Origin of the sequence: Shewanella sp. AS16, assembly GCF_021412365.1 — a bacterium.
Taxonomy (GTDB): Bacteria; Pseudomonadota; Gammaproteobacteria; order Enterobacterales; family Shewanellaceae; genus Shewanella; species Shewanella salipaludis.
In genome coordinates this window covers 400,670-415,423 of record NZ_JAKCLK010000001.1, presented here as the reverse complement: position 1 = coordinate 415,423, position 14,754 = coordinate 400,670, and the positions used below count along the sequence as shown (strand labels likewise).

General features: G+C 48.0%; 9 protein-coding genes. All 9 read left to right on the top strand.

Annotated elements, in window-relative coordinates; translation table 11 throughout:
• The first annotated feature begins 480 nt into the window (after positions 1-480).
• The 9 genes from LZP73_RS01895 (at position 481) to LZP73_RS01855 (ending at position 14,738) form a co-directional block, all read left to right on the top strand.
• Positions 481-3,306: a TonB-dependent receptor gene (locus LZP73_RS01895; protein ID WP_234232788.1), complete on the top strand. Its 2,826-nt coding sequence runs from the start codon at positions 481-483 to the stop codon at positions 3,304-3,306.
• Positions 3,307-3,712: 406 nt separating this feature from the next.
• Complete coding sequence (locus LZP73_RS01890) at positions 3,713-6,511, top strand: TonB-dependent receptor (RefSeq protein ID WP_234232787.1); 2,799 nt, start codon at positions 3,713-3,715, stop codon at positions 6,509-6,511.
• Between the two features lie 1,089 nt (positions 6,512-7,600).
• Complete coding sequence (locus LZP73_RS01885; protein ID WP_234232786.1) at positions 7,601-8,383, top strand: DUF3450 domain-containing protein; 783 nt, start codon at positions 7,601-7,603, stop codon at positions 8,381-8,383.
• Positions 8,383-9,738 carry a MotA/TolQ/ExbB proton channel family protein gene (locus tag LZP73_RS01880; protein WP_234232785.1) on the top strand — a complete coding sequence of 452 codons (1,356 nt, stop codon included), beginning with the start codon at positions 8,383-8,385 and terminating at the stop codon, positions 9,736-9,738. Before LZP73_RS01885 ends, LZP73_RS01880 begins: the two co-directional genes overlap by 1 nt.
• Positions 9,738-10,265: a MotA/TolQ/ExbB proton channel family protein gene (locus LZP73_RS01875; RefSeq protein ID WP_234232784.1), complete on the top strand. Its 528-nt coding sequence runs from the start codon at positions 9,738-9,740 to the stop codon at positions 10,263-10,265. Before LZP73_RS01880 ends, LZP73_RS01875 begins: the two co-directional genes overlap by 1 nt.
• Before the next feature lie 13 nt (positions 10,266-10,278).
• Positions 10,279-10,683, top strand: a complete 405-nt coding sequence (locus LZP73_RS01870) for an ExbD/TolR family protein (RefSeq protein WP_234232783.1) — start codon at positions 10,279-10,281, stop codon at positions 10,681-10,683.
• Between the two features lies 1 nt (position 10,684).
• On the top strand, positions 10,685-11,305 hold the full coding sequence (locus LZP73_RS01865) for an energy transducer TonB (protein ID WP_234232782.1): 621 nt from the start codon (positions 10,685-10,687) through the stop codon (positions 11,303-11,305).
• A 2-nt stretch (positions 11,306-11,307) separates the two neighbouring features.
• Positions 11,308-12,558, top strand: coding sequence for a tetratricopeptide repeat protein (locus LZP73_RS01860; protein WP_234232781.1), 1,251 nt, complete (start codon positions 11,308-11,310; stop codon positions 12,556-12,558).
• A gap of 347 nt (positions 12,559-12,905) precedes the next feature.
• Positions 12,906-14,738: a DUF885 domain-containing protein gene (locus LZP73_RS01855; RefSeq protein ID WP_234232780.1), complete on the top strand. Its 1,833-nt coding sequence runs from the start codon at positions 12,906-12,908 to the stop codon at positions 14,736-14,738.
• Positions 14,739-14,754: the final 16 nt, after the last annotated feature.

The following is a 14,754-nucleotide window of genomic DNA, read 5'->3' as shown; positions in this document are numbered from 1 at the left end:
CTTGTTATTACTCTTTGCATGCCGGCCATGCCGCTTTGCGCTCCGGTCAACGTGTTATGTCAACCTGCTAAGTACTGCTTCTTTCTGAGATTAATGTTCATCATTATTCTCTCTGCAGCCTATCCCCACTCCAACGGTATATAACATATTATTACAAATTAGCAACTGACGGGTTGTTCTGTGTCCCACCCTTGCTCTATCATTTTTTGTTCTGCATATCATTGTTTTTATTTGTATTTTTTTGATTTATTTCTTGTCAAGGGAACATTGGGATCATACTGAAGCTTTTATGCCTAACATAAACACTTTATATTTATTGAGTTGGCTTGTATCACATGTTGATTAAGTGTTTCAAATGTGATTTCATTGGCTCGAAATTGTTTTAATAGTGGCGAAGTTTGCCGCTTTTGACAAAGCTACCATCTCAAAGACTTTAAAGATGGCTTAATAAGAAGATATTCATGTCCAGGGAGATTGACAATGTATAAGAACAGTTTGTTAGCCAAGTCAGTGCATTTTGCGTTGATGAGTGGCGCAGCCGTGGCTGCGCTGAGTGCTTCAACTGCGTTTGCCGCTGAAGAAGAAGGGGCAAAAGTCGAGCGTATCGAAGTAACAGGCTCACGTATTAAACGTACCGATATGGAAACTACGGTACCTATTACAGTATTATCTCGGGAAGATATTGCGCAAACTGGTGCAATTAACGTTGCAGATATCCTCAACTCTTCACCTGTTACCATCGCAGGCTCGGATCAATCCAACAGTGCTTTCTCTACAACCACAGTCGGTCTGAACACTACTTCACTACGTAATTTGGGTGAATCACGTACCCTGGTATTGGTGAATGGTCGTCGCTTCGTTTCAGGTGTCGACCCTTCAACTGGCTATGCCGTGGATTTGAACGCCATTCCAACCTCCATGATCGACCGTATTGAAATTCTGAAAAGCGCTTCTTCGGCAATCTACGGTTCAGATGCGGTCGCAGGTGTGGTCAACATCATCACCCGTAAAGATTTCGATGGTGTTGAAATTGCTGCGCAAGCCGGTGTGTCTGGTGAAAGTGATCGCGAGACCAGGACTATCAGCGTAACCTCAGGTAAGAACTGGTCGGGTGGTAACGCTTGGATTTCTCTGGGTTATGATGACGATAAAGGCATTAAAGGCACCGACAGAGACTTCTCCAAGCAAGATTTGGCGGTATTCCTGGACGACAATGGCAATGAAGTCGCCGATATCCTCAATTCGTCCTACCCTCCCCAAGGCCGTATCGGTGGTTACAATGGTGATGGTAGCGAGTATGGCGGTGGTGTAGCCGACGGTTTCAACCGCGCTTCATATCGTCAGCTGGTGACACCACTGGAACGTAAATATGCTGCTGCCGGCCTGACCTTAGAGCTGGCCGATAATGTGTCTATGTGGAACGAACTGAACTGGAACACCACCAAGACTAACGATTCTACTATCGAACCGACGCCACTGGATATCGTCAACGACGTGTGGAAGAAGAGCCGTAATGGTAAGGGTGGCATGGATGTTAATTCACCATTGATCCCCGATGCGTTGCGTGCAGCTTTAGTCGCTGATGGCATCACTAATTTGAACGAGACGACCTTCGTACGTCGTATGGTCGAATTCGGTGCTCGCTCGACCGATCTCGAGCGGAATACGATTCGCGTGGCAACGGGCATGGACTGGGCTATTAACGATACTTGGACCTCTTCAACTTATCTGACCTGGGGTCGTACCGACCAACAGCAAGATAACGGTGGTCAGGTCAACGTAGAACGTGCAGCCTTGGCGCTGGACGTGATTGAAGATGCGAATGGCAATCTGGTGTGTGCCAACGAGCTTGCTCGTCTACAGGGTTGTGTGCCGTTAGACATGTTTGGTGCCGGCACTATATCTGACGATGCAGTAAAATATGTTAAGTCACCAGCCAAGGCCGTTGGCCAGGCTGAGCAGTTTGTGTTGGGGACCAGTGTGACGGGTGAGTTACCGCTGGAACTGGCCGGTGGTAACATTGGTGTGGCAATGGGCTTGGAATACCGTGAAGAACGCGGTACTTACAGCCCCGGTGATTTGGCGCAGACAGGTGCTTCGAGCACCAACCAATCGGATCCAACCGACGGTAAGCTTTACACCAAAGATGTTTACGCGGAAGCGATTTTGCCAGTTATGGATGGCCTTGAGCTGGACCTGGCGGCACGTTATGCGGACCATTCTATTACAGGTGGCGACTGGACCTGGAATGCGGGTGTAGAGTATACACCTATCGATTCCCTGAAGCTGCGTGCTTCAGCTGCAACCGCGATTCGCACTCCTAACATTGCCGATCTGTTCGGTGGCAAAGGCGAAACCTTCTCCCGCGTTACGGATCCCTGTGACGGTATCACGGCAACTACAGCTGGTGATGTGGCAGCGAATTGCCGCTCTATCCCACAGATCAGCGCCCGTATTGCCGCCGATCCCAATGGTGAGTTTGTCCTGACCCAGGCAGAACGTCAGGGCACAGGTGGTACTGTGGGTGGTAATGTCGACGTTAAAGCCGAGACTGCCGATACTTGGAGTGCCGGGTTCGTATGGCAGATCATGGACGAGTTATCTTTTACCGTTGACTATTATGACATTTCGGTTAAAGATGCTATCGACACAACTGATCGTTCCGTCGTTCTTACTCGCTGTTTCGAAGTTGCGCCTAGTGCCTTCTCTCAGAACTGTAATGGCGCGACCTTGCGTGATGCCAACGGCGCCCTGATCGATGTTAACTCTGGTACTTCGAACGAGAACAACATAGATACCTCGGGTATCGATGCCGAAGTAAACTATACTGTCGATATCGGTCCTGGTAGCTTCAAAGCACAGCTGGTATGGAATTACACCAACGAGTACGTCACTACCGGTATTCTTGATGGTGACGCGATCGATTATGTTGGAGAGGTGTTGTACCCAGAGCACAGGGCTAACCTGAACCTGTCTTATTTGATCGACGATTTCAGCTTCGCATGGCGCATGCGATACTGGGATTCGGTTGTCGACTCGGTTAATGGGGACAATGGTAACTTCACCGATGGTGAATCTCTGACTACATTTAACGAAATTGACGCCGTGGTTTATCACGATATCAATGCCCGTTATAACTTCAGCAACGGCGTTGAGGCGACAGTGGGTATTCGTAATCTGTTCGACAAGCAGCCACCATTATTACCGCAAGGCACTAACTCAGGCGGTACCGGTATCAATACAGCTTCAGAAGCTTACGATGTAACTGGTCGTTATTTCTACGCAGGTGTTACCGTTAAGTTCTAAGCGGCTCGACAATCGAGGCGGCTAAGTTAGTTTGGTTGCCAAGGCAAGAGACTGTTAGTCTATCTAATCCGGGACCAGTAATGGTCCCGGATTTTTTTCCTTCCCAATTCTAAGATCTTATCTTTCCCACTCGGAGCATTTTATGCTGTCTGGTATCGGGGGGCGTCAAAGGCGATTGCAATATGACGTTTTCGGAACCGTTGTAATCTTCAGATTGTACCTGCATATCAACTTGTTCGTTATTTCGCCATTCAGTTTCTATTTACCTGCAAATGTTGATTAAATGTTTCCAATGTGATTTTATGTGTTGGCTCACGTGTCCGTATGGTTATTTAGAACGTCGGCATCACCTCCTGTAAAGTGGAGGTTAATTATAAAAAAAGCGATATATATAGGGAGTTAGACAATGTATAAGAACAATCTGTTAGCTAAATCGGTGCGTTTCGCGCTGATTGGCGGTGTTGCTACCGCAGCTTTGGGTGCTTCAACCGCATTTGCTGCCGATGACGGTGCAAAAGTTGAACGTATCGAAGTGACTGGCTCGCGCATTAAGCGTGCCGACATGGAAACCGCCAGCCCAGTTAGTGTTATCGATGCCTCAGCGATTTTGGCCACAGGGGCAACCTCAATCGATGGTATTTTACAAAGCATGACCGCCGCCGGCGGTGCCATGACCAACCCAGGTATCAACAATGGTTCAGGCGGTAACGCTCGCGTGAATATGCGTGGTTTGGGCTTTGAACGTACTCTGGTGCTGGTCAACGGCCGTCGAATGATTGCCTCCGGTACCGGTGCCGCGTCATCGGTTGACTTGAACACTATTCCTGTATCCATGATCCAGCGCATCGAAGTGCTGAAAGATGGCGCCTCAGCTATCTATGGTACAGATGCTATTGCCGGCGTGGTTAACATCATCCTTAAGCGTGATTTTGAAGGCTTCGAAGTCAATGTTCAAACCGGGATTTCCGGTGAAGGCGATGGTGATGAGTCAAGCATAGATATCACACTGGGAACAAACTTCGATAAAGGCAATGTTGTTGTCAACATGCAGTACACAGATCGCGGCGATGCCAGTCAGGCCGATCGCGATTTTTCTAACTGCCCGCTTTCAGAATCAGGTAAAACTGGTGCCAAAGAGCTTTACTGCGGTGGTAGTGTATATTCTCAAGGCGGTCATGTCTGGGGTAACATGAATCACGGTATTACTCCTACCGGACCAGACGGTGCCTATGCCATAGGTGACTCGGGCTTTTACGGCCAGTACGTTGCTGGAGTCGATGATGAAGGAAACACAGTTCCTGAGTTTGAATATTTCGACGGTATGAGCGAAGCCGATGTCAGTGGCCGTGGCGACAGCTACCACAATTATGTTAACTCTGGTGACAACAACGACAAGTACAACTATGCCAAGGACAGCTACCTGTCGACGCCAATGCAGCGTCTGAACTTATCTCTTGCCGGTACTTATGAATTGTCTGACAGCGTTCGTTTCTTCACCGAAGCCATGTACACCAAACGCTGGTCAAATCAGCAGATGGCGCCTCAGCCGATCTGGAATAACGATTCTTGGGTGTACAACCCAAAAAGCGGTGGCGGTGTTAATGGTGTTGCCGGTTGGATGACCGATGAGTTACTGCCATTCGCCCAAGTTGGTGAAAAGCTGGATTACGGTCGCCGCATGGTTGAGTCGGGCACCCGTGACTTCAACCAGGTTGTGGATACTATCCGTATCGTGGTTGGTTTGGAAGGTGAATTCGACAACGGCTGGACCTGGGATGCGTCTTACAACAAAGGTAAGAACGATTCGGTTGACACGCTGGCTAACCTGCACAACATAGGCTCGATCAACGCCGCAGTGCTTGCCGGCGACTTCGATCCTTTCCTGCAGTCTTCATGGATGGGCGACAGCATCAAGCCATTCATCTACACCGAAGTGAACAGCGGTGGCAGCGAGATGGATATTTTCAACGCATCACTTTCAGGTGAAGTCGTAGAGTTACCCGCCGGTTTCCTTGGTTTTGCTGCCGGTATCGAGCATCGTGAAGAAGCGGCACATTTCACGCCTGATTCCCTGACTGCACAGGGTCTGGCGAACGATCCTCGCGTTGAGCCAACAGCAGGTTCATTCAACGTCAACGAAGCCTATGTGGAATTGGCTGTGCCACTGCTGAATGATTTGCCATTTGCTGAGCAAGTCGACCTGAGTGCCGCCATGCGTTACTTCGACTACAGCACCTTCGGTGACGATACCACCTGGAAACTGGGTCTGACCTGGAGAATGAATGATCAGATCATGATCCGCGGTGGCCGTTCTACTGCGTTCCGTGCACCTACTGTCGATGAGCTCTTCGGTGGTAAGTCACCATCATTCGAACAGGTTCAGCATCCGGCATCACAGCAAGATCAGGCTGAAGTGACAGTTGGTGGTAACCCACTGTTGACACCTGAACAAGCCGATATCACGACTATCGGTCTGGTGCTCGAGCCAAGTTTCATCGAAGGTCTGTCGATGACTGTCGATTACTATAATATTGACATCAGCAATGCGATCAACACAGTCGATGACTCATATGTTGCGGCTCAGTGCTTAGGCGCTAATGGCCAAACAATCAATACAGGTACTGCTCTGTGTCAGGCATCACACATAGCTATCGATGGTACGGGCCGTATCACCTTCGATAATGGTCTGCAGAACTTAGGTGGTCAAAAGACTGCTGGTTACGATATCAATGTGGCATACGTGTTCGATGCCGCGGGTCTGAGCTGGCGTGCAGCCCTGGATACTTCAATACTGGACAAATTTGAAGAATCGGATCAAGACGGAAATGTTACCAACTTCAAAGGCTTCATTACAGCTGGTGATGGTGCTTATGCCGAGTTTAAATCTAATCTGAACATTTCTGCTCGTGGCGATGATTGGGGTTTGACCTATGAAATGCGCTACATCGATGGCATGACCTCCTTCCTGGGTAAGTGTACTGCTAATCCAGCCGATTGTTATGCGCCTACCGTGGACAGCATTGTTTACCACGATCTGTCAGGCTTCTATGATGTCATGGAAAATGTGACTCTGTCGGCTGGTGTAAACAATCTGCTCGATGAAGAACCACCTTACTTCACAGGTAACAACGATTCAAATACCGATCCATACACTTATGACGTGATGGGCCGTTACTTCTTCGTTAGAGCCAACCTGAGATTCTAAGTCATACTTAGAGCCCATGTGGTTTAACAGGCAAATGCCGCTCATAGCAATATGAGCGGCATTTTTTTGCCCTCCTGACCAGAATGTATATCTCCCCCTATCTTAATTAGGTTAATCGCTTTCGACCTGTCCCCTCAAACCCATTCCTCAGCTTTTTGGTTCATATATGGCTAGCGATATGTGATGTCCGCGAATCTGTGTAGCCGTCAACAAGTGAAGCACACTTGTATTTGATTTGTACTGTGGCTCTTGCGTGAATCTGAGTTCAGGAGTTATGACGATGAATGTCAATTCGATAATGCTGCCAACACGGTGACTTATGTCTAAGATGAAATTAAGGTGGCACAAGATGCTTTCTTGCATAATTCATTGTTTTTATTGGTTACTTTATCTGTAGGCTAGGTGTTTTTAGCGTGTTGGCAGGTAGAAATATTGACCAGGTGCGGCCCTCGTATGACTGTTTGTTTCCTGAAAGCGTCGTGCTTCGTTAGGTTATTGAATCAACTTAAAACTGCTTAAAATTAAATCGATAGTTTGCTTTCCAAGTGGCTGCGTGAATGCTCTCCAGGTAATGATGTCAGGCATAGATGGTACCAAGTTTCAAGAGCACTATACGGAATTAGCGTTGCGACTCCAATTTTTGGTTGAGGTTGGTCGGACATGATTGATCCATTAGTACCATGATATTTTATCGACAGTTTAGGTGCTGCTGGATTGCTGCGGTTAAGGCGACTAGGTTGCAGTTAAGTTGCTCATAGGTCCGTGCGTATCGCTTGGCGGGGCTCTTAGGCTCAGTAGGGGAGAGGGTGATGGGCCAGTCTGTTCGAAAAATCAGCTTTTACTATCAATGAACTTCGCAACTCCTCTTGCCACTGGTTTTACCCGTTTCCAAATGTTGACACAGGTCAACATTTTGTGAAATGATGCCAGCGGGTCTATGCCTGAAAGGGCATAGAAAAGGGAAGGTACAAACTAACAATCACAAGAGAAAGATGGACTTACTGTGTTGGGTTTTCGGGTTAATCTAACCTTGAGACCTGTTGCTGGTAAGTTAAGCCTTTTTAATTCACTTCAAATTGGTTGGGAACTATGTCCAAGGTAAGCAATAGAACAAAAATCGCTACTGCACTTGTTGGCGCGCTGGCGTTAGCCGGCAGCAACTTAGTGATGGCGGATCCTCTTACCGACGCGCAGAAAGCGGATAGTAAGATCCATGCTGATGCTGCAGCGTCGCAGAAGAAAGTCGATAAGTATTTTGATCAGGCACAAGACATGCTCTTCGAGTATGGTTCAGTTGCCGATGAGCGCGAGTCGCTGAAATCATACAACGACTATGTCGCTAAGTTGGTTGCAGACCAAGAGTCGTCAATGAAGTCAATTCAAGACGATATCAACGGTGTCGATAAGCTGCGTCAGGGCGTTGTGCCTTTGATGTTCAAGATGGTAGATACGCTTGAACAGTTCGTTAAGCTGGATCTGCCGTTTAACACTCAGGTGCGTACTGAACGTGTCGAGAATCTGAAGAATCTGCTCAATACCGCCGAAGTCACTTTGGCCGAAAAATACCGTCTAATCTTGGATGCTTACAGCATAGAACGTGAATACGGTAACTTCGTTGCAGTTAATACGGGTAAACTTAACCTGGATGGTAAAGAAGTGTTGGTTGACTTCTTTAACTTAGGCCGTGTTGCCTTATACGCACAGAGTCTGGATCAGAAGACTGCCTGGATGTACAACACAGAAACTAAAGGTTGGGATGAGCTGGACAGTAGCTATCTGCGTGACATCACCAAGGGTATTCGTATAGCCCGTAAACAGGGTGCTCTTGATCTATTCGCGTTACCAATTCCTGCTGCGGAGACTGCACAATAATGAAGAAGTTAATCACTACAGCTGTGTTGGCTGCAAGTTTCTCTTTAACTGCCGGTATGGCGAGTGCGGCCGATGCGCCCAAGTCTATTGACCAGTTGCTACAGCAAGTTAAAGTCGATCGTGCTAACGATAGCAAGACTAATGCAAAGCGTGAACGCGAGTTCCAGAATGAGCGTGGCGATAAAGCCGCTCTGCTGCAAAAGGAAAAGAATGCCTTGGCTGCCGAAAAGCAGCGCGGTAAAGATCTGAACCAGGCTTTCTTGGATAACGAACGTAAGATTGCTCAGTTGGAAGAAGATCTGAAAACGGCTCAAGGTGACTTGGGTGAGATGTTTGGTGTGGTTAAAGGTGAAGCCGGTGACTTTGCCGGCAAACTGTACGCTTCAAACATCAGTGCTCAATACCCTGGCCGTGACAAGTTCATCGCTGATTTGGGCGCGCGTAAGCAGTTACCCAAGATTGATGAACTGGAACGTTTTTGGCAGGAGCAGCTGTTCGAAATGGCTGAGTCTGGCAAAGTGGTTAAATTTGAAGGTTCTGTTACCGACATAAATGGTAATGTGGTCAACACTACTATCCATCGTATAGGTACGTTCAACTTGACTGCCGATGGCAAGTACGTTGTCTATAACGCTGATTTAGGCTTAGTGCAACAATTGTCACAACAGCCAGACGGTTATCAGGTCAGTGCGGTTGGCGATTGGGAAGATACTACTTCAGGTACTGCAAAATTTTATGTTGACCCTGCCCGTGGTGTGTTGCTGAACATCTTCACCAACAAAGCCAGCTTCGAAGAACGTCTGGAAGCCGGTGGCACTATTGGTTATATCATCATTGCATTGCTTGCTTTGGGTGCCCTGATTGCCCTCGAGCGCCTGGTTACTCTGACTCTGATCGGTGGCAAGGTTAACAGCCAACGTAAGAATATCAATAATCCAGGTAACAACGCCTTGGGTCGTATTCTGAAAGTTTACCAAGACAACAAAGATGTCGATGTTGAAACCTTAGAGCTGAAACTTGACGAAGCAATTCTGAAAGAAACGCCAGCGCTGGAATCACGTATCTCTATCATCAAAGTACTGGCAGCAATTGCGCCTATGATGGGTCTGCTGGGTACGGTAACAGGTATGATTGCTACCTTCCAATCAATTCAATTGTTCGGTACAGGCGACCCTAAACTGATGGCCGGCGGTATCTCTATGGCACTGATCACTACAGTTCAAGGTTTGGTTGCGGCACTGCCATTGATGTTGCTTCATGCTATCGTTGTGGCGCGCAGCAAGTCTATTGTCCAAGTATTGGAAGAGCAGAGCGCGGGTATCATAGCCGCTCATGCTGAGAAGAGGGCTAACTAATGATGCTATTCCTGATGGATGTTTGGGATTCCGTCAGGGGCTTCATGGCCTCCGGAGGCGATGTCCTCTGGCTTGTCGCGGCAGTGCTGTTTCTTATGTGGGTGTTGATGCTTGAGCGCTACTGGTATCTGAATTGGATATCACCAAAGCAACATCAAGCAATCATATCCGAGTGGGAAACCAGAGAGGATACAACCTCTTGGTATGCACACCGCATCCGTGAAGCTTGGCTGTCCCAAGCTAAACAAGATTTGAATGCACGTATGCTGATCATTAAGACCTTAGTGGCAATTTGCCCCATGATAGGTCTGTTGGGTACCGTAACAGGTATGATTACAGTATTCGATGTGATGGCAGTTCAGGGGACGAGTAATGCTCGTTTGATGGCGGCTGGTATTTCAATGGCAACCATGCCCACTATGGCGGGAATGGTTGCAGCGTTATCCGGAGTATTTTTCAGTACTCGTTTGGATGCGAAAATGAAGATCAGTTTAGAAAAGCTAAAAGACAGCATGCCGCACCACTAGAGAGAGATTGAACATGGCACGTAAAAAGCATTCCAGTGTAGACGAGGAAGCGCAAATTGATATGACTCCGATGCTCGACATCGTGTTTATCATGCTGATCTTCTTCATTGTAACGACATCCTTTGTTAAGCCATCGGGTTTGGACTATAACAAACCTAAGGCTTCACAAGCGACGTCAAAACCATCGGCAAACATCTTTATTGGCGTGAGCAAGACAGGCGTCATCATGATGGAAAATCGCCAGGTTGATATCGAGCGTGTAACAGCAAACGTCGAACGTATGTTGGCTGAAGCACCTGAAGCGGCAGTTTTGATCCAGGCAGACAAAGAAGCCCTCCACGGCTTAGTTGTTAAGGTGCTGGATCAGGTTAAAGCTGCAGGTATCGATAAGATTTCGGTTTCAGCGGGGAACGACTAATATGCCAAGAGCACTAGTATCTATCATTATTGGTGCTGCTGTGACTTTTGGTCTGTTCTGGTTTATGGCATTTTTGGTTGGAGGTGGCGCACAACGTGGCGACACCTCAACCGAAACGCCAACGATAGAAATAACCATGGACAGACAGGATTCAAAAGCACAGAACAAGCCACGAGTAGTGCCTAAGCCACCACCACCACCGGAGCAACCGCCTAAGCCTGATACGACACCTCCAGATACGTCGTCCAGTATCGACACTGGCATGTCGTTTAACATGGGTGGTGTGCAAGCTGGCGGTGTGAGCACAGGCTTCAAGCTGGGTAGCATGATGACGCGTGACGGTGATGCAACGCCTATCGTTCGTATCGAGCCTCAGTATCCAATTGCTGCAGCACGTGATGGTAAAGAAGGTTATGTACAGTTGCGCTTCACCATCAACGAAATGGGTGGGGTCGATGACGTAGAAGTCATTAAGGCCGAACCTAAGCGGATATTCGATAGGGAAGCCATTCGTGCCCTCAAGAAGTGGAAGTACAAGCCAAAGATCGTTGATGGCAAGCCACTGAAGCAACCTGGTATGACTGTTCAACTGGACTTCACCTTAGACAAAGGAGGCAGATAAAGATGCGTAAAGTTAATCATATCGCAACGGCATTATTGCTCTCCATCTGTGGTGGCGCATTGGTAGCGGTTTCCGCTGCCAATGCGGCAGAAAAATGTCCGATCGATCAGCGCCAATCCAAGGCTGTGGGTGAGAGTGCGGCTAAGAAAGTGCAGAAGGCTTTCGCAGCCTACACAGAAGGGCAGCTGGACGAGGCGATAGCCATTTTGCTTGAAGCCAATCCCAGAAATGACTTCGACAAGGCGTATATTGCCCGTATGTTGGGTAATTTCTATGCCGAAAAGGGTCAGATGGGGACGGCTGTTAAGTATCTCAAGCAAGCTGTCGATGCCGATATCTTAGGTGGCACAGATCATGGTGCGACACTTCGTTTGTACGCAGATTTATTGCTGCAGGATAAGAAGTTTAAGGAAGCTATTCCTTATTATTACAAGTGGATGGAATTCACTTGTAAGTCGGATGCGCAGATCTTTCGCCGCATAGGTATTGCTTATACTGAGCTGAAACAGTGGGATAAAGTCCTGGAAGTGGCCAATAAAGGTATTTCTTTGGCCGAGTCTCCTGATAAGGGCCTGTACCAGATGAAGCTGACTGCTTACTTCAATCAGAAGAAGTATAAAGATGCAGTTAAAGTGCTTGAAGTCATGGTGCCGTTATTCCAGGACGATAAACGTCTCTGGGTACAGTTGGCTCAGTTCTATCTGATGACAGAAGACTATGACAAGTCACTGGCGACCTATGACTTGGCTTATAAGAATGGTTTCTTGGAAACTGGAGCAAACATCACACGTTTATCTCAGTTATTGGCTCAGAAAGGTTCACCTTACAAGGCCGCCAAGATCTATGAAAAGCATATGAAGTCTGGCTTGATCAAAGAAGATGCCAAGAGTTTCGAAATACTTGCTGGTTTTTATCATAATGCCAAAGAGTTGAAAGAAGCTGCCGAGTATTACGGTAAGGCTGCCGAAATTAATAACGACGGTAAGCTGTACTTGAAGCAAGGGCGTTTGTTGGCCCTGGATCAAAAATACTCTGCCGCCATTCCAGTATTGGAAAAGGCGTTAAAAGCAGGATTGGAACATCCAGGTGAAGCGCATTTCGAACTGGCATTGGCTTATCTGAGTCTGAAACAGTATAAGTCTGCTTATCATAGTGCGAAACAAGCGGCCGATGATAGCAAGACTGCACGTAGTGCTAAGAGCTATATCTCTTATATTAAAGAGAAAGCTCGGATTCACAATGTGACCCTTTGAGTCATGCTCTTCGATTAAAAGCCCCGTAAGGGGCTTTTTTTTTACTTAAATTTTTCTGCTTTGTATCCAATCTTGTACTTGACTGGCTTGGCGCACTGTTTGTACTTCATCAAAAAATGCAACCGCATGTGTTTTGCTGTTTCCTGAATAGGGGCTGGCGGATACAATACCGCTCAGCATCGGTTATTGGGTATCTTGGCAGCTCAGAGGTTTGTTCTTAATCTTGAGTGTGCTGCGAATGCTTGAGGAGGGTGGCTTTCAAACATTGAGATCTGAACTCAAACCGACAATCGAGATAGCATAGTGATGATCACACACTGTCAGCACCGGAACGGAGAATTAAAATAATGAAGATAGGCTTATTGGCTGGAACCTTGACCTTGATATTAGGGCTGCAGGGCTGCTCTAAAACCGACACCAATACACAGGTTCGCCATGAGGATGCAGCTGCAGCTGAGAGTTCAGTGGCCCAGCAGCCGTCGGCCGAGCAAGCTTATCTGACGCTGGTCGATGACTATTTCAAGGATTATTTGAAACTTGAGCCCCTGTATGCCACCTTCGTCGGGGTGAATGATTATAACGATCAATTCGGCGGTGATTTAACCGAGGCCTATCTCAAGGCTCGCCACGAGCTGAATCAGCACTATTTCGATCAAGTGAGAAAGATAGATTACCGCCAGCTGCCTGAAGCCTTGCAGTTAAGCTACGATATGTTCAGCTATGACAGGGACATGGCGCTAATCGATGAGACCTATCCTGCGCGCTTTATGCCCATGAACCAGTTCTACAGCACAGTGATCACCATGATACAACTGGGTAGTGGCGAAAGTGCCCAGCCGTTCAAGACAGTGACGGATTATTATAACTGGGAATCACGGGTCGACGGCTTTATCGGATGGATTGCCTTATCTCAACAAAGGATGAATGAAGGCATTGCCAGTAAAGTGGTGTTGCCTCGGGTGTTGGTCGAACGCATCATCCCTCAGTTGGAGGCCCAGTTGGTGGCAACACCGACAGAAAGCATTTTTTATTCTCCCATCAAGGCCTTTCCCGAGGACTTTTCCGAGCAAGATAAGCAAACGCTAACCAGCCAGTATCAAAAGATGATCGCTGAGCGTCTCCTTCCCGCGTTGACGCAGTTGAGGGATTACTTCAAGAATACCTACTTAGCCGAAGCGCGTGCCACAGATGGCTGGTCCGGTTTGCCCAATGGCAAGGCTTGGTATCAGCAGCTGGCCAACTCCCATACCACCACGAAGATGCCGGTCGATGAAATACATCAGATCGGTCTGGGTGAAGTGTCCCGTATTCGGAGTGAAATGGATAAGGTCCGTCAGCGAGTCGGGTTTCAAGGTGATTTGAAGGCATTTTTCGCTTCATTGTCATCCGAACCACAATATTTCTTTGCTGACCGTCAAGGCTTGATCGATGGCTACATGCAGCTTAAAGACAAGATTAATCGCGTTCTGCCTAAGTATTTCAACGCGATGCCGAAAGCCGATTACGTGGTTAAACCGGTCGAGAGTTTCCGCGAGCAGTCTGCCGCTGGGGCATCGTATGAATCGCCGGCGGTGGACGGTTCACGTCCGGGTGTCTTCTATATCAATACTTATAACTTAAAGGCACAGCCCAAGTGGGGCATGACCACCCTGTCACTGCATGAAGCGGCGCCCGGACATCACTTCCAGATAGCCATCAAGCAAGAGCTCACAGGGGTGCCTGAGTTCCAGCGTTTCAGTGGTTATACCGCGTTTGAGGAAGGCTGGGCCCTCTACTCCGAGTATCTGGGCATCGAAATGGGATTGTTCAGCGATCCATACCAGTATTTTGGTAAGTTATCCGATGAGATGCTGCGGGCGATGCGTCTGGTAGTGGACACAGGTTTGCATGCCAAGGGCTGGAGCCGCGAGCAGGCGATCCAGTATATGAAAGACAACTCTCCCATGGCCGAGAGTGACATCATAGCCGAGGTTGAGCGCTACATGGCGATACCCGGCCAGGCGCTCTCGTACAAGGTAGGGCAGTTGAAGATATTGGCGTTGCGTGCCAGAGCCGAAGCGGCCCTGGGGGACAAGTTTGATATTAAGGCATTCCACGACGAGATCTTAACTTCAGGCTCTCTGCCTTTGGCTGTGATGGAGAAGAAGATCGACCGTTGGATTGCCAAGACCCAAGTCTAGTCTTTATGTAACCGCC